At 56.8% G+C, this 17,785-nt stretch carries 9 protein-coding genes; 7 read left to right on the top strand and 2 right to left on the bottom strand.

Going from position 1 to position 17,785, the window contains the following annotated elements:
• Window positions 1-77: 77 nt before the first annotated feature.
• Window positions 78-914 carry an AraC family transcriptional regulator gene (locus tag FE784_RS09290; protein ID WP_139601921.1) on the bottom strand — a complete coding sequence of 279 codons (837 nt, stop codon included), beginning with the start codon at window positions 912-914 and terminating at the stop codon, window positions 78-80.
• A 322-nt stretch (window positions 915-1,236) separates the two neighbouring features.
• On the opposite strand from FE784_RS09290, the gene FE784_RS09285 reads away from it, so the two are divergent.
• The 3 genes from FE784_RS09285 (at window position 1,237) to FE784_RS09275 (ending at window position 10,767) form a co-directional block, all read left to right on the top strand.
• Window positions 1,237-2,607, top strand: coding sequence for an extracellular solute-binding protein (locus FE784_RS09285; RefSeq protein WP_176706079.1), 1,371 nt, complete (start codon window positions 1,237-1,239; stop codon window positions 2,605-2,607).
• Window positions 2,608-2,651: 44 nt separating this feature from the next.
• Window positions 2,652-9,209 (top strand): hemoblobin-interacting domain-containing protein, encoded by a 6,558-nt coding sequence (locus FE784_RS09280; protein ID WP_176706078.1) that lies wholly within the window; start codon window positions 2,652-2,654, stop codon window positions 9,207-9,209.
• A gap of 124 nt (window positions 9,210-9,333) precedes the next feature.
• Entirely contained in the window at window positions 9,334-10,767 is a 1,434-nt protein-coding gene (locus FE784_RS09275) for an SPOR domain-containing protein (RefSeq protein WP_139601918.1), read from the top strand.
• Window positions 10,768-11,259: 492 nt separating this feature from the next.
• Here FE784_RS09275 and FE784_RS09270 read toward each other — a convergent pair whose 3' ends face one another.
• Entirely contained in the window at window positions 11,260-12,606 is a 1,347-nt protein-coding gene (locus FE784_RS09270; protein ID WP_246131965.1) for an N-acetylmuramoyl-L-alanine amidase, read from the bottom strand.
• Window positions 12,607-12,808: 202 nt separating this feature from the next.
• On the opposite strand from FE784_RS09270, the gene FE784_RS09265 reads away from it, so the two are divergent.
• The 4 genes from FE784_RS09265 to FE784_RS42360 form a co-directional block, all read left to right on the top strand.
• Window positions 12,809-13,051: a DUF4321 domain-containing protein gene (locus FE784_RS09265; RefSeq protein ID WP_139601917.1), complete on the top strand. Its 243-nt coding sequence runs from the start codon at window positions 12,809-12,811 to the stop codon at window positions 13,049-13,051.
• Window positions 13,052-13,069: 18 nt separating this feature from the next.
• The gene (locus FE784_RS09260) at window positions 13,070-13,762 is read left to right on the top strand and encodes a Maf family protein (RefSeq protein WP_139601916.1); all 693 of its coding nucleotides are present in this window, start codon (window positions 13,070-13,072) and stop codon (window positions 13,760-13,762) included.
• A gap of 630 nt (window positions 13,763-14,392) precedes the next feature.
• The gene (locus FE784_RS09255) at window positions 14,393-16,282 is read left to right on the top strand and encodes a glycosyltransferase (RefSeq protein ID WP_139601915.1); all 1,890 of its coding nucleotides are present in this window, start codon (window positions 14,393-14,395) and stop codon (window positions 16,280-16,282) included.
• On the top strand, window positions 16,236-17,785 hold a 1,550-nt coding region (locus FE784_RS42360; RefSeq protein WP_176706077.1), incomplete at its 3' end, for an S-layer homology domain-containing protein. The genes FE784_RS09255 and FE784_RS42360, both read left to right, overlap by 47 nt.

Raw genomic sequence — 17,785 nt, 5'->3', positions numbered from 1 at the left:
TGAGAATGGACAAATGCCGAAACAAAGGTGGATTATTTTCCAAATGCATGGCTTATCCTCGCGAATCGATCGCCAGCCTATCTGGTCAGACTCCGGAATTCGGTCGGTGACAGACCGGTATGCTTTTTGTATAGACGGCTGAAATAATGGGCATCGCCGTACCCTACGCTGACGGCAATTTCGCCGATCGTACAGCGGCTCGTCGTCAGCAGCTCCTCCGCGCGCTTCATCCGGTGGTGGATCAAGTAGTCGATCGGGGATATTCCGACGAATTTGGTGAACAAATAGGCGAAAGGCTTCGCCTCCATGCCGTAGCGGGCAGCCATTTCCCCAACTGTGAGCGGCTCCATAAAGTGATCCTGAATATAGGCAATCGCCTGTTCGATCGAACTTCCCGATTCGCTGTGCAGACGGTTACGCGAGTACGCGAACAACTCATGCAATATGCCGTGGAACAACTCCTTGGTCCGGATAGCGGCCAAATTTCCGGGAGTCCTGGAAGCCTGGTGAAGCTGTCTGAGCCTTTCGATCAGCTTCGGGTGTTCTCCCGGCTCCAGTGCGAAGTGGGTCTGCATGTAATCCGTAGGCAACTCTGCCTCAGCGGCAAGCTGCTTATAGTTCGGAGTATAATGTATCAGAAAAAACTCGAACTCGTCGGCAGAAGGGGCGATCCGAAGCTCCATCTGTTTGCCCCCGTGAACGACGGTGCCCGGGCTCATCTCGTAAGATGTTCCGTTAAAGGCAAAGGTCGTATGACCTCTGATCGCAAAAAGGAAGCCGGCTTTGGGCGTCAGGCGATCGCCCGTATGTTCATAAAACGGTTCGTTCGGATGCCTGATCGTATGATAAACCGCATCCACCGTAAGAAGAGCCCGGGCGAATTGCCCGGCTAGTTCGTTCAAGTCGACGATCATCCCGCAGTCCCCCCGATCCTTCGATTATACATGAGTTTGAAAAGCGAATGAAGCCTCATGGAGGCCGGATAGGCCGCGCTTCCTCCCTTTCCGAAATTACCTGTATCATAAAAAAATATTATTTTTCTAATCGTGATTCATTAAATTAAAATTGACAACGTTTACAGCGTAAAATATGATGAGGTTGACACCTTGTTCTACCCGTATTGACTATCCTGATTCATAAAATGAGAAGGCTGTGAATCAGTGGCCGGATTTGGAGCGCATTCGGACGAGGGGGGAGCCGATGGGTTAACTTTAAAGAAATGAAATGGAGTGCTGCATGATGAGAAGAAGACCGACTAAAGAACAATTCATGAGCTCGTTGGAGGAAATGATTCGGGCGCTGCGCAGCGAGATCATCGAAGGCACGTATGCCCCTGGCGACTATTTGCCGCCGGAAAGGCAACTTGCCGCGAAATTCGGCATGAGCAACAATTCGTTGCGCGCCGGTCTCGAGCTGCTGGCGGACGAAGGCTGGATCGAGAAGGTGCCGCGGGTCGGCAACCGGGTGGCCATGAGCCGTCCCCGGGTCAAGCTGAAGCTGGCCTGCACGTGGACGCCCTTCCGCAATATGGCGTTGTCGGAGCAATTGGAGCATTTTCACCGGCTGTATCCGTGGATTACGGTCGAAACCGCAGACATCAATTACCGCGATAAGACGGAGCTGTTCTCCAACGATTTGATCATGCTCGAGAACACCCAGTTTTACGGCCTGGTTGAAGATGGGGAGGCGTTTATGCTGGAACCGCTTGCGGCGAAGCCGGAGCTTTTTCCGAAAATATCCGATCTGTTTTGCGCGGATGGCCGGTTGTGGATGCAGCCGATCATTTTTTCTCCGATCGTCCTTTGCTACAACAAGGCGCATTTCCGCGAACGCGGCATGCTGGAGCCGGACGGCAGCTGGACGTGGGACGATCTCGTCCGGCATGCGGAGCTGCTGTCCGACGGCAAAGGCCGCTATGGATTTTTCTTCCATGTTCCGGCGTTGAACCGTTGGCCGGTATTTTTGCTGCAGAGCGGGGAACGTTTCGAATGGGAAGACGGCAAGCTGAGAAGCTTGTACGGAACGAAAATGCTGGAGAGCATGAAAGTAAGCAAACGCATCTTGCATAACCGGAAAGCGTTCCCGATGCATATGTCCGAAGACAATGACGATTCCCACCGGATGTTTCTGGAAGGGAAAATTTCCATGACGCTAACGAGCTACATGGGATTGAATGTATGGAATGATACGGACCTGGAGTACGATATTTCGCCTGCGCCATATACAGAAGAATTGCGGACGCTGCTCATTTCGATGGGCTTGGGGATCAGCAGTCGTTCCAGACATAAGGAGGAGGCGCAGCTGTTCGTCGACTTTTTGACGTCCGGCGAAGCCCAGGTCAGGATCAGGGATCGCACGATGAGCATTCCGAGCCTGGGGACAGTTCCGGGCAATACGGTCCCGGGCAAGATGAATCGTCCGTCCCGTTATATGCAATACCGGGAGACGATGTCTTCGTTCCGCACGCTTCGCGATTTGAATATGCCAATGAAGGCTATGAAGGAATTGGAGAAGCAATTGAAGGCGTATTGGGCGGATATGATGGACGAAGAAGAGCTTTGCAGCCGGTTAAGCAGCATTATGTCCGGGCACCCCGTACATTCATGACGCTGAACATTCTCTTCCTGCCTACCCGCAAGGAGGGAGATCACATGCGCAAATGGTTGTTATGGACAATCGTGCTGGCGCTTGGCATTCCGGTCGGTTTGATCCAACCGGCGCGGGCTTCGGCGAATACGGAATCAGAAACGGGGGCGCCTATAACGATGTATGCGAACAAATGGACGGTGCTGCCGGAAACGCTGACCGCGCCAGTCATCGACGGCGTGCTGTCGGACAGCGTCTGGAGCGGCGCGGCCGCGCTCGACGATTTCCGCACGGCATACTACAACGAGCCCGTGCCGGACGGTCCGTCCTACAAGATGTTTTACGATTCGACGAACCTGTACTTCGGGGGGACGTTCGCTTCGGAGGATAAAGCGATTTTGGAAAAGATCGAATTGGTCGTCAGTACGCAAACGTACGGCGAACCTCATTATGTCGTCACTTTACCGGTGACACCTTTGGCGAGAGCAACGAATACGGACTGGAACAACGGGCGTGAAATCGCCAAGGAAAATCCGCAGCGGGTCAAAGTGAATACGTTTACAACCGCTACGACGGATTCGGGCGGAAGAACGGCCGTGGAAGTATCGGTCCCGTTATCCGCCTTGGGCGCCGCGGTGCCGGCGCCGGGAACGGAGTGGCGGGTCAATGTCGTACACGTCCATCATCTCGGCACGAAGCCGCTTCTTACATGGGTCCCCATCCGTACCTCCACGTTCTGGGATACGGGCGGCACTGTCACCTTCAAAGGCAATATCGTCGACGAAGGGCGGTTGGGCAGCGTATTTTTCGGCCAGACGCCGATAGGGCAAAGCTGGTCGCCGGCGAATACCGAGCTGCGATACGACGGTTTCACGGAGAAGACGCTCTCGTTCGAACGGAGCAGCGCGCCTGATCCCGATGACGCCCTGTTTGCTCTAAAGTGGAAATCCCCGACGGGCGACTGGGAGCCGTTGAACACCGTCACTAGCGTTACGTACGGCAGCCGCTATGAAATAACGTTCGAGCATCCTCCCGTACTCGATTTCGGCCTCGTGGAGCTGCAGGTCTACTCTTATCGGGCGGATAGTCCGTCAGGAGGGAAGTTTGCGATCGTCTCGTTCGACCGGGACAGCCTGATCGAAGCGGGGCTGGCCTTGGCAGTTCCCGCCAACCCGCCAGCGGGAACGGTCCAAGTCGTGTATGCGCCCGCTTCCCAGCTCGTATTGGACACGCTGGAGCTGATCCCGGACAAAACCGGGTTTATTTTCACAGGGCTTCCGGAAATGCCCGAATTGCATCCGGACCAGCTGTACAAGCTGTCGACCGACAACAAAAGCCTCGTCTCGGTCAAGACCGGCACCGTATATCCGAACTCGCAGTACCCGGAGACGAATGTCGTGACGGCGATCAACCGGAAAGGCGAAACATTGGAATATCCTTACTACGAGGATGCCGAGGGCAAACGTTATTTTCTGTCCGCCCACCTGTGGTATTTGCAGAAAAATTACGCTACCGGGCAAACGGAGAAAATCGCCAAAACGGATGCGCTGGGCGCGGCGAGGCTGCTGTACCGGTTCGCTCGGGCGTACGAAGGCTACGTGCCGACGACCGACTACATATGGAGAAATTATCCGATCAACATTACGTCCGGCCCTCCGTTCAACTATTGGGGCGGCATGTGGTACCGCTGGTCCGTCGCCGATCTGAACAGCCTGCGCCCGCTGCTGCGCGCTTACGCGGAAGTGAAGAAGACGAACGCCCTATCGGTGCTCAGCCAGGAAGTCGGCGAGGACGTCGAGAAAAAGCTTGTCGAACAAATGTTCATTCCGTCGATGCAATATGCTCTCAGCTATCCGTATACGCTCGGCAATATGAATTATACCCAGTGGCTCGGCTTGATCGATGCCGGCAAAATGCTGAACGAGCCCGACTATATCCACAATGCGTTCGAATGGATGCAGGATTATGTCGAAACCCAGTTTTTATCGGACGGGTATTGGAAGGAAGTGGCCCCGTCGTATCACGTTCAGTCAACTAACGGATTGGACCAGGCCGTGAACGCGCTCGACGGATACACCGATCCGGCCGGTTACGCGTCGCCCCGCACAGGCAGGCGATTCGACAATTTGGATATGGCCAAAGATTATCCGATTATCGAGAGGTCGCTCAAGGACAACAACCTGCTCGTCTATCCCGACGGGAAAATGCTGCCGCTTCAGGATTCGTGGGCATCCGATAAAGCCCAGTCGCCTATTCAGAATGCCGGCTCGTTCTTGATGCCGGCCGCGGGAATCGGACGTCTGACCGCAGGCTCGGGAACCGCCCAATCGCAGCTGTGGCTGCAATTCGAGCCGAAATACGGCCATAATCATTTCGCGCCGCTTCAACTGAACCTGTATGCGGAAGGGCAGGAGCTGCTTCCCGACTTGGGCTATACGTACACGAGGGACCGGTCGTTCTCCTTGTCGGCGCTGGGACATAACACCGTAGTCGTAGACAGCAAAGATATGAAAATCGACAGCGTCTCCAAGCACGGCGGAAAAATCGGCATATTCGCTCCCGTCGGCACCGTTCAGGCGATGCGGGCGGACCAGAAGGAGGCTTACGCCGGACTGGAGCAGTACAGCCGGGAGCCTTGGTTCATATCGTTCCCGGGCGCGGATGGCGACCAAGGCTACGTAATCGACTTGTTCCGCGTATCCGGCGGCAGCCGCCACGAGTATACGCTGCAGGGAGACGCCAACCGCGACGCCGTATTCGAAACCGACATGACGCTGGACGAGTACGGTCCGTATTTGCTGCCGCCCGGAACCCAGGTGCAGGAGCCGGAGCAATTCAACGATAAAGGCAGCGCCGAGGGGCATTATTACGGTTATATTTCGGTCAGGGACGTGCAGAAGGCGCAGCTGCAAAGCGACCGTTACGATGTCACGCTCGTTACGAGCGAGAACGGCGCCGAAAAAGCGAAAATGAAAATAACCGGCTTGCTGGAGCCGGGTAGCAACGAGCTGTATTTGGGCCGATCCCCGTCGATTCGCTCGACGAGGCTGTCGGGAAAGAGCAAGGATACGAACGACGAGGCGGACAAATACGACATGCCGAAGCTCGTGCTGAGGCGAGACGGCAGCAGCCTGAAGAGCACATTCGTAACGGCAATGGAGCCCTATAAAGGGACGGCCGGACCGCGCCTCGATACGGTCGATCGGCTGCAGCTGACCGAAGGTCCGGAGGGGGCCGCAGCGATCAAGGTCACCTACGGCAATACGACGGATATTTTGATCAGCTCGCCCGGAGGAACGAACGCACCGGTAGTCGTGGACGATATGACTCTTCGGGGGAAAATGGGCTTTATCCGTATGGTAGACGGCGTCGTCCAGTCGATGTATTTGATCGGCGGCACGCAGCTGTCGAAGGGCGGACAAACGTTGACGGGAGCCGGTACGCTCCAAGGCGTCATTACGGCAACGAAACGGAAAGTGAACGGCGATCCCTATGACGGCATCGTCACCGCCGCTGCGATCGACGCCGCCTCGCTTCGGGGTAAATACGCCGTCGTGACGCATCCCGATCAGACGACGGGCGGTTACCGGATCAAGGAGATCGTCTCCGAACCGGGAGGGGCCATTATCGTATTCGACGAGCACGATCCGGGCTTCGAAATCCGTCCGGACGGATCGTCCAAAATGAACTATTATCCGGCCAAATCTTGGACCGGCACTCATTCTTTCCTAATCGACAACGTGGACGTCTATGACACGAATCCGCTGCAGTCGGTCAGCCTGCAAGCTTCGAAGAAAGATTTGCTCGCCGGCGAGAGCGCGAGCCTGACCGTCCAAGCGGCGCGCAGGGACGGATCGGCGCTTCCTCCCGGGGCGGCCAAGGCGACCTATGCGAGCAGTGACGAAAACGTGGTCCGGGTAGACCCGGAGGGAAACGTAGAGGCGATAGGGGAAGGGACGGCCAACATTACCGCTGTCGTCGATTGGAATGGTGTGACGAAGACGTCGAGCCTGCTGTTCACTTCGCAGAATCGGGCGTACCGTACGTTCGATTTCGTCAATTTGCCGATCTTGCAGCAGTCGGCTTCCACCCTGTACGTTTCCGGCTCCAACACGGTTCAATTTGAAGCGAATCAGGCGGGGGAATCGATCACGTTCGAATTCGAGGTCGACGAAGAAGCACCATTCGACATCGGGATCAAGCCTTTTTCGGCTGCCAGCTACGGGATTTACCAGATTTCGATAGATGGGAATCCGATCGCCTCCTTTGACTTTTACGCGGCCAGCGCGGGAGCGAGCGCCGTTTTCCGGCCTCTCGGCACGATGACCCTAGCCCCCGGCAAACATACGATGACGCTGGCGAATATCGGGAAGCACGCAAGCGCCACGAACTACAAGTTCGGAGTCAGCCGGCTGGAAGTAAAGGAGAAGCTCCTGGAACCGCCGGCATTGTCGCAGCAATCGGGGAGCGTCTACGCCGAAGAGGCTGTCGCGATAAGCTTTGTCGACGATCCTGTCTGGCGAGGGCGCTTGGCTTCCGTCGCGGTGAACGGCGTGCCGCTTTCGAGCGGACAATATACGGTCTCTTCGGGCAGCATCGCTTTCGCTGCGGGGGCGCTCGGAGGTGCCGGTCCGAAACGAATTTCTATCGGCGCCGAAGGATACCGGCACGCCATTACGGAGCTGGGGCTGATTGCTTCTTCGGCATTGTCCGGTCTGGCGGTTGTTCCGGGCCCGATCGTACCGTCGTTCGATCCGGGAATTACCGAATATGCCGTATCCGTAAGCAATGCCGTATACTCCGTGAACGTTACGGCTTCAACGTATAAGCCGAGTGCGCTGTTGTCGGTTGCGGGTCAAATTTACTCGAGTGCGGGGACCTTTACGCTTCCGCTGCAGGTTGGGGAAAATCCGTTTCCGGTTGTCGTACAGTCGGCTGGCGGACAATCTTCCGTGTATAAGTTGACCGTTTACCGGGCGGGTACCGATCTTTCGCCGACCGGCACCGTAACCGGCACGGTATATGTGCAGGGCAATGAGCCGCTCTCCGGAGCAGAACTCCGATTGGCCGGATATTCGCGATCTGCCGTCACCGGGGGGACGGGCGGCTATGCGATGACGGACGTTCCCGCGGGGCAGCATCGCCTGATCGTGACCCATCCCGAACACGGGCGAACGGAATCGGAGCTGTTCCGAGCGATCCAGGGGCAAAGCGTGGCTTTATCCGTATACTATCCGTTTATCGATACGGTTCCGCCCGTCTTGACGGTCGCCCGGACGCAAGTGTCGGCAGGGATGCAGGTGCTCGCGACGGCCGATGAAGCGGGCAAGCTGTACTTGGTGCCGGATGCCACGGCAGCCGATGCCGCTTCGATCATCGCCGCGTCGGCGGCCCCGAACGGCTCTTCCGCGAATGCGTCGGCGCAGGCGGAGGCGGCCCTGAATACGATCGGGTTCGCCAAAGGCAAATACAAGCTGTACGGCATCGATACATCGAACAATTTGTCCTTGGAGCCCGTAAGCATTACGATCGTCCAAGCGGCTTTGGGTGCTATTGACGAAACGGATCCGACTTTGACCTATGCCGGACTATGGAGCTCTTATTCCGGCAATTACGTAGGAGGGAAAATGCTTCTCTCGAGAGATATAGCCGGATCCGTGGAAATTCCGTTTTTCGGTACCCGTGCGAAATGGGTGGGGGCGAAAAACGCCGCCTACGGGATCGGCAACGTCTATTTGGACGGACAGCTCGCGTCGACGGTAGATTTATATAATCCCGCGCTGTTGACGAAGCAGGATTTGTTCGATACGGGGACGCTTGCGCCGGGCATGCATGTGCTGAAAATCGTGCCGACCGGCCAGAAGAACGCGTTGGCCAGCAATACCTACGTATCGTTCGACGCCGTGCAAGTAACCGAGCTCGGCTATGCCACGCCGGTCGTTTCGCAAGTTACGGCCGGGCCGGTATATGCGGGTACGCCGATATCGGCGGTCAGCTCGGAGAACGGCTTGCTTTACCTCGTACCGTCCGGAACCGCTGCGAGCTGGGGAGCGCTGGAGCAGGCCGTATCGACGACCGGCCAATCCGTTAACGGGGTGAAGATTACGGCGACGGCCGGAACCCCGGTATCGTTCCAGACGGCGAACATGGCCCACGGTCAGTACAAAGTGTACGCGGTCAATCCGGCGGGCGTCCTGTCGGCCGGCTCCGCTCCTGTTACGGTCATCGCGACGACCTCGTCCGTTATCGACAGCGCGAATCCGTTGGTCGCGTATACCGGCAGCTGGACTACGTCGACGAATGCCGGCTATTACGGCGGGACGGAGAGGATCGGAACGGCTGCCAATTCCACGGTAGAGATCGAGTTTTACGGAAGCCGGGGAGTCCTCTATGGCACGCTTGCTTCCAACGGAGGGTTGGCCGACATTTATCTGGACGGGCAATTCATCGAGACATACGATTTCTATAGAGGCGGAACCGGCGTGCTCAAATCGAAAATATGGGATACGGGTTTGCTGCCTCTCGGCATGCATTCGCTCAAAATCGTGAACACAGGCGACAAACACCCGCTGTCCAAAAACACTTGGATCCGTTTCGATTACTTGCAGACGACGGCTCCCTGAAGCGGTCGGCCGCGAAACAACGGCAATATGGTCGCGGCCGATCCAGCCAAGATCATGCATATCGCCATCTTGTCCCGCATATAGATGAGAACAAGCAGTTTCAGGGACAAGGAGTGGAGCGGGCATGAACAAGGCCAGAATTACGTACCGATTCGACGATCCGGGACGGGATGCGGTCCGCAAGGAGCCGAAGCCGGTTATCCCTTTGTTCAAGGAGGAGTTTACCGTCGTAGAGGATGACCGCTCGTTCGTGGCGGACATCCATGCGGCGGAGCATGCTTGGCCGAACGAGACGTCGGGCCGCACGCGCCGGGATTTTATCGATACGCAGCCGCTCAACCAATTCACCACCGACTTCGGAGCTTGGAAAAGCCCTTTCGAAGCGGAGACGGAAAAGGTCGAGCGGATGATTCGCGAATCTTCGGGCCCGCGTCAGCCCGATCGCAATCCAGATCGCCACCCAGATCGTCACCCAGATCGTCACCCAGATCGTCACCCAGAGCGCCACTCCGAGCGCCACTCCGAGCCTTTTCCCGGGCAAGAGCGATTTCCGGTCGAACGCGAGGCGCGATATGACGGACATATCGGATATTATGGACCTGAAGAAACGGAGCGGCAGCACGGTGAGCATGATGGCAGATACGTTCCGGCCGCCGTCACTCACGGCAGATACGAACGGCATAACCGGACCCCTTGGCTGAAAATCGTCGCTTCCGTTTCGGGGGCGGTCGCAACGGGCGTCTTGATCGGATTTTTCGTTTTGTCGATGTTCGGGGGGGACGAGCTCCCGGGCAGTCAAGCGGGAACGACCGGAGGCTCGGGAAAATCGGCCTCGACCGTTCCGGTACAAACGAAGACGCCGGCGGCGGACCCGTCCGGCGCAAAGGACAATGCGGCTCCCGCATCGTCGGCCGCCGCCGCGACCGTGTCCGTCAACATCGCCGCTCAATCGTACACGCTGCTGCAAAACGGCGTCTTCTCGAATCAGCAGGGCGCCGACGCGGCCGCGGCCGATTTGAGGAAGAAGGGCCTTGCGGCACACGTGCAGCAGTCGGACAAATTTTATGTTTATGCCGGAATGGCACCGAGCCATGATGACGCGCTTGCGCTCAGCAATGTGCTGAAGGAGCAGAAGATGGAGCTGTTCCTGAAAGGATTGACACTGCCCGCGGCGACCAAAATCAAATGGACGGGCGATTCGGCGGGGCCTGCGGAACAGTTTTTCGCCCAAAGCCATACGCTCGTTCAGACGATCGGCAATTTCGCCGCCGCCCGGCTGAAGGAGAAGACGCCGTCGGCCATCGACGACAAGACGCTGCAGACGATTCATACGGCTCATCAGGCGTGGACCGGGGCGAGCGGTCCGTTCGGCGCGGGTCTTGCGCAGGAGCAGAAGGCCGCGCTGCAAAAATGGACGACGGCGATGAATACCGCGGTAACGTCCATGGACGAGTACAAAAAAAATCAGTCTTCCGCGTTTTTGTGGGAAGCGCAGTCGTCGTTGATGCAAGTGCTGTTCGCGGAAAACGAGCTGCTCGCGGCAATCAAAGCGCAGTAAAACACGAAAACCGCCCCGGATATCGATGCCGGGGCGTTTTTTTTATACGATAGTCAAATTGGATACGGGAGTGCAGTGTGCCGCATCATCGGGGAAGGTCGGCTGTCTTTGCCGGTGCCTTGCGGTACCGCGAATCCGACAAATAGCGGAACCGGAGTATGCTAATGACCCGAGCAATCGCGTTAATGGCAAAATAACGGAAAACGGCTCCGCTATTTCGCGGTTCATGATCCTTTTCCCCTCGACAGATCGAGATAACGGATGTCTGTTCCGTTAACTTCAAATGTATAACGGAATTCGGGACCATAGCGGAATATCGTTCCTCTATATTGACGGCAACACGTGGTAACCGCTTCATCAAGGGGCCCCCAGATTGTATGCGGATTCCGCGGTCGTAGTTTTTTATGGAATGCGGAATTGGATTCAGGATGATGACTCCGTATAGGATTCATTCTGATTGCTGACGTCCGTGCCCTTCTTGGCGGAATCGGCCTATTTTGAATCGTTGGCTGTACTGACGGGAACCTTGGCGGCAGTCGAGTCTTTGAGTGCGTTCGCGGTCAATGCGCCTTTCGCTTCTTTCGTTGCCGAAGCGGCGACATAGCGGTCTATCATCGCGGCCATTTCCGCCCGGGTCATACTTCTCGCAGGCGCGAACGTTTTCTCCGTTATGCCGTTGAGGATGCCTTTTTGCTTCATTCTGTAAATCGATCCGGACGCCCAATACGTTAAGGGAACATCCGTAAAATCGGCGGCTTTCGTCCATGGCGACGAATTGGGGCCGTCGGTCATTCTCTCCAGCAGCGCGGCGACTTCCGATCTTGTGACGGCCTGGTCCGGACGTACCGTTCCGTCCTCGTATCCGCTTATATAGCCGAGGCTGATGGCCCGGCGGAACGTTTCATAGGCCCAATGCTTGCCGTTCAAATCTTTGAAAGTCGTCTCGGCATTGCCGTAAACGGTTTGCCGAACGGTTTGATTCGCAGTTTTGCTTTGGATCAATGTGTCGAAATGGAACAGCCTGTCGGCAATTGTCAGCCATTCCGCCCGGGTCATCGGCTTGTCGGGCTCGTATCGGTTGCCGATACCGCCTTCCACCAGACCTTTGTCCTTCAGCCGGACGATCGCGTCGGATGCCCAATGGCCGGAAATATCGGAAAATCCTCCGGGCAAGGCTTGAGGCAAATACGCCGCGATTCCTTTGGCGATTCCCGTCGCCAGCTTCATCCTTACCGATTCGTCCGCGAGCAAGGCGGCATCGGACTTGTTGCTCAAAAATGCGGTTTCGACCAAAATGCTCGGAACCTGTCCCATCCGGATGACGTAGGCGGCGCTCGGGACGATGCCTTTATCGGCAAAACCGGCCTCGGATACCATGTTTTGAAGCACGAGGCTGGCGAGCTGCTTGCTCTCCGGCGAGAGAGCCGTCATCGCATCGGTTGCGGGATAGCTTTCCTGCGGGTAATCTTTGTCGTAATAAAGGACAAGCGAGCCGTTCACGTTCGCATTGGTATGCGAGTTGGCATGGACGGATACGAACAGCGCGGGCGTTGCTCTCGCAGTCATGTCGACGCGCTCCGCAAGGCTTATGTACTCGTCGGAATCCCGGGTAAGTACGACGTCGTATCCGAGCTTGATCAACAATTGCCGAAGCTTTGTCGCAATGTCGTAATTGACGGTTTTTTCATAAAGTCCGTTTACTCCGACCGCTCCCGGATCGGAACCGCCGTGTCCGGCGTCCACGACGACCGTTTGAGCGGCGAACGCCTGCACGGGTGCGGCGATGAGGACGACAGCTGTTAGCAGCAGGTTGCATAGTCCGGTTCTCATTCGTCTCATGCGTACAAGTCCCTCCCCACTTTATTTTACATGCAACGCGTGTGTGAAGTATGCAGGAAAAATGAACCAGCAGGCTCATACGGGCGTGCAGTCGGGTGCGCTTCGATGTCGTTGTCAAAGTTTGGCGTTCCGCTGTATAATTAGGTCCGTGTCAACATACAAACGCGCATGCGCATGGTCGCGTGGGGGGAGGACGGCTTCGATGAAAAAATCCGGATTCATGCTCGTATTGTTTTTGCTGCTCGGGTTATTGGCCGCCGCCATCGTTACCCAGCTTTTGGCGTCCGTCCCTTGGCTCGGCTTCCTGACCAAATCGGCGCAAATTTCATGGGAACCGAAAGCGGATTTGAATGTAATCAAGTACGATTTGTACATTCTGGTCAAACTGAATGTGATCAGCATTTTGGGAATTGCGGCAGCAATTTGGATATATCGGCGGATGTAGCCGGGAAGGCGGAGAGACATGGTACAACCGACACTTATACTGGCTTCGGGGTCGCCGAGAAGGCAGGAGCTGATCCGGACATTCGGGCTTGCCGTGCGGATCGATCCGGCCGACGTAGACGAATCGATGCCGGAAGGAACCCCTCCGGACGTATTGGTCGAACAGCTGTCCTTGCGCAAGGCGCAAGCGGTAAGCAGCCGCGGCGGTCACGAGGAAGGCGGAATCGTCATAGGCTCCGACACGGTCGTCGTGCTGGACGGGCGCATATTGGGCAAACCGCGGGACGAACGGGACGCCATCGATATGCTGTGGGCTTTGGCGGGGCGGACGCATCGGGTGTATACCGGAATAGCTTGCATCGGCATCGGCTTGCCCGATAAAGGTGGATACGATGGAACAGCCGCTGACGTACGCTTCGGCGATCTTGGTCAATACCGTACCGTAGCGGATTCGACAAGCGGCCACCCTCTTGCCATTCTCGGTCATACCGTCAGTTCGGTAACGTTCCGGCCGATGAGCGACGAGGAGATCGCAGCATACGTAAAAACGGGCGAGCCGCTCGATAAAGCCGGCTCGTATGGCGTACAAGGGCTCGGAGCCGTATTCGTGGAAAAAATCGTTGGGGATTTTTACGGCATTATGGGTCTCCCGTTGAACCTTCTTTATACGATGCTGCTGCGATTGGGCGTCCGTTTTTTCGATCATTCTTAGTGGCAAGCGGATAAAGAAAATGAGATTTGCTGCGTCCGGCAATACGGGAATTCGGTCAAGCGGGAAGGGCCGCACATTCAATTTGGCATTCGCGATACCGGCGTAGGAATGCCGGCGGTTCTGACGGCACGCTGCTCTCCGGCAAACAGAATTCGGGGGTTGCGTTGAAGAACATGCAGGCTCGGCTGATGAATTTGTGCGGGAGCGAGATTGCGATCGGCAGAATGGAGGAACAGAGGACGGAGGTCGTCTTTGCAATACCGGCGGAAGCGGACGGTAAATGCAGGGCTTAAAATAAAAGTACAGGGTCTTTATTCCTGTTTTTTATTAAAATTTGTTCAAGAAGGCGCTTCATGAAGAGCGTCTTTTTTGGTGTCCCCAAAATGCGGTCTTTCCGGATTTCATGCGACTATCGCTTTGCTGTATAAGGGATGTCGGGAATAATGCGGTTTTCGAAGGCGTTCGTCTATCTCATTCATCATTAATTTTGCATTAAGAAAAATTGAAGCCGCTAGCACCTTGGCTGTCGGTAGTTAGAAGGCTATAATTTGGTAGGAAAGTACTAGGGTTTGTCGGAAACAATCGCCAATTCCGGGTGATGGCTCGGCAGTCCCGGAAGGAGACGGACGGATGACAAGCATCATCTTGCTGGCACAGCACGCAGCGCTTCTCAAACAATGTCTCTCCAGAATTTTGATGCATACCGACGGGGCCTTTGAGGTGATCGTGGTCAACGACGGGGCATCGCATGAGATCGCGGCATGGCTCGGTAAGGCGGACGACACGAAAGTCGTGACGCCGGAAAATCTCGCCGGGGTGGCGAAAGGCTATAACCTGGGAGCCGCTTCCGCCGCCGGAGACACGCTCGTGTTTATTCGAGACCACATGTATGTTGCGGAAGGGTGGCTGGACAGCTTGACCTCGTGTCTGGGCAAGAACCCGGACGCCGCGATGGTCGGTCCGGTATGCAACGACGGGGTTAGCGGAACGCAGCGACTTCCGTTTAGTTGCGATTCGATGCAGCAATTGAACAATGCCGCCCAAGCGGTCTCTTTGACCAGGGAGGGACGCGCTCGGCTTGCGACTAGATTGATCGGCGGTTTGCTCATGATCCGGCTCGAAGTTTTTGATGAGTTGGGCGGGTTTGACGAGCGATTCGAGCTGGAAACGTACGAGGATGACGATTTGTGCTTCCGCGCCTTGAAGCGGGGCTACCGCTTGTATGTGGCCGAAGACTGCTTCGTCCGATACGAGACCCCTCCGGCGCTTTTTTCCGAGGATCCCGATTGGTATACTCGTCAAATGCAGAAGAACAAAGCGGCGGCGACGGAGAAATGGGGCTTCGATATAACGGAGGCGCTGTCCGGTTGGCGTTACCGGCCGACGGTCAGTTTATGCGTGCTCGTCGGCAATTCGGAAGCGTCGCTTGAAGAATGCTTGTCCAGTGTATCGGGGCTCGTTGATGAAATTATTTTGATGGATATCGGATCTACGGGCGGGACCAGACATATCGCGGCAAAATATGAGGCCAAGATAGCGGAAATCGAGAGCGGCGTCGACCACGCCCATGCCAGAAACTTGGCGGGAGACTTGGCCACTCGCGACTATTTGTTGTGGCTGGAACCGGATGAATTTCTGCGCGCCGCGGACGTTGAACGATTTAAGGACCTTCTGTCTTCGCTGTCCGGCGATACGGATTACGATTACGTATCGATACGGTATGAGCTTCCGATCGACGATGCGGACTGGGCGACGGCAAGCTTGCGGCGCGTTGGTCTGGTCAAGCGGAAAAAGCGCTTTCGATGGATCGGCACCGATTGCGAATATTTGGATGCGGGTGGAAACGGGCTTCATTCGGATATTGATATCGCTCGTTCACGAAGACGCGTCGGTTCGCATCGAGATTTGTCCGGGTATGAGGCGTTATGGTCGTCCGGAGGGGATTTCCCGTTTGAGAATCTGCTGGATTTCGCCGATGGACTGGCGGACAACGGACTGCCGGAACAAGCTTTGAATGCATACGAGCGGTTCCTGCAAAATCCGGATGGAAGCGCCGAGAAGCGGATTCATGCCTGCGCACGTTCAGCCGATTGTCTGATGGAGTTGGGCAGGACGGAAGAGGCCAGGGGCAAGGCGATGCAATCGTTCGCATACGCTCTGCCGAGAGCGGAGCTATGCTGCAGGCTCGGATTTTACTTTGTAAAGGAGGGGAACTACGAGGAAGCGATTACTTGGTATAAAGCGGCCCTGGGAGTGCCGAGGTCGGACGCCCCCGAAGCGGGACTGCACCATTCAAGCTGGACCTGGCTTCCGCACCTTCAGCTGAGCGCCTGCTATGACCGCTTGGGTCAATACGATTTGGTACGCGCGCATATCGAGGCGGCAAGGGACAGTGCGCCGCAGGACGACATCCGGATATCGGCATTCTTGCGGCAACCGTATTCATTCATTTCATTCGTTGGAGGTAAGAACAATGAAAGACGCGAAGAAGAAGAAGGAATTGAAACAAACGCTTTATAAGTCGTCCGTCGCGTTTATGCTGGCAAGCCAGCTGACCGCCATTTTTCCATCCATAGGCTCGTTGAACGGCGGAGTCGCCTATGCGGCCAGCTTCTCCGATGTGGACGCCTCCTCTTGGGCATACAAGTACATAGCGAAGCTGTCCGCTTTGGGTGCCGTGGAAGGGGACTCCAACGGCAACTTCAATCCGAATAGCCCGGTCAATTATCAGGAAGCGGTCGTCATGGCTTTGAGGTTCATCGGCGTCGAGGAAGCGAACCCGATGTTGTCGAATTCTCCGTTGAAAGCCGACCTGTGGGCCGAGAAATGGGTGCAGCTCGCCCTCGAGAAAGGACTTCTGGTAGCCAGCGAGGAAACGTCAAGCGCCAATGGCGAATGGGGCACCCAGCAGGCTAGCCGCGAGTGGGTCACCAAGCTGGTCGTACGCGCCATGGGCAAGTATGCGGAAGCGACGGCTTTGTCCAACGTGCAGGCTCCGTTCAACGACGCATCGAGCATTTCTCCTTGGGCCGTCGGCTACATCAATGCGGCTTCGCAGCTTAAAGTCATTAGCGGTTACCCGGACAATACGTTCAAGCCTACTCAACAGATTACCCGTGCGGAGTTCGCGGCCGTGCTGAACAATGCGGAGCTGTACGCGAATAGCCACACGAACCGGATTACGCGCGGCAATGTCGTGGAGTTGACCGGCAGCAGTCTCGTCTTGCTTAACAGTGCGGGGACGAGGCTTTCGTTCCAGATCAGCCCGGATGCCGTCATTTTCGGACAAAACGGCGCGGGATCGTCGATCAAGGCCGGCACGGCGGTTACCGTCGTTCATAGCGGCAATACCGCCTTCTTTGTGGAAGCGGCGGCCGAGGCGGTTGCGCCATTGGATATCGAGAGCTTGAAAGGTGCGACGGGTGCAACCGGCCCTGCGGGGGAAACCGGGCCTGCGGGAGCAACCGGGTCTGCTGGGGCGACAGGCCCTGCGGGAGCGACGGGTAATTCCGGCAGCAGGGGCGATACGGGCGATACGGGCCCTCAAGGCATTCAAGGGCCGGTAGGTCCGCAAGGGGAAGTAGGCCCGCAAGGGATTGCGGGTGTGACGGGTGCTACAGGTCCGCAAGGAGACATCGGTCCGACGGGTCCTCAAGGAGCGGCAGGCCCGCAGGGGATTACGGGAACCACGGGCGCAACGGGAGCGACCGGCGCTACTGGCGAGACGGGTCCGACGGGCGCGCAAGGGATTCAAGGTTTGATCGGCCCTGAGGGAGCGATTGGAGTAACGGGAGCGACGGGTGCAACGGGTGCCGATGGAGCGGCAGGAGTAGCAGGCGTTACGGGCCCGACGGGAGCCGCAGGAGTAGCAGGCGTTACGGGCCCGACGGGAGCGACGGGAGCCGCAGGGGTAGCAGGCGTCACGGGTCCGACGGGAGCGACGGGAGCCGCAGGGACAGCAGGCGTCACGGGCCCGACGGGTCCGACGGGAGCCGCAGGGACAGCAGGCGTAACGGGTCCGAC

Source organism: Paenibacillus hemerocallicola, from assembly GCF_006265175.1.
GTDB lineage: Bacteria > Bacillota > Bacilli > Paenibacillales > NBRC-103111 > Paenibacillus_AB > Paenibacillus_AB hemerocallicola.
Note: the sequence above shows the minus strand (reverse complement) of the source record. Positions and strands in the feature narration are given on the sequence as shown.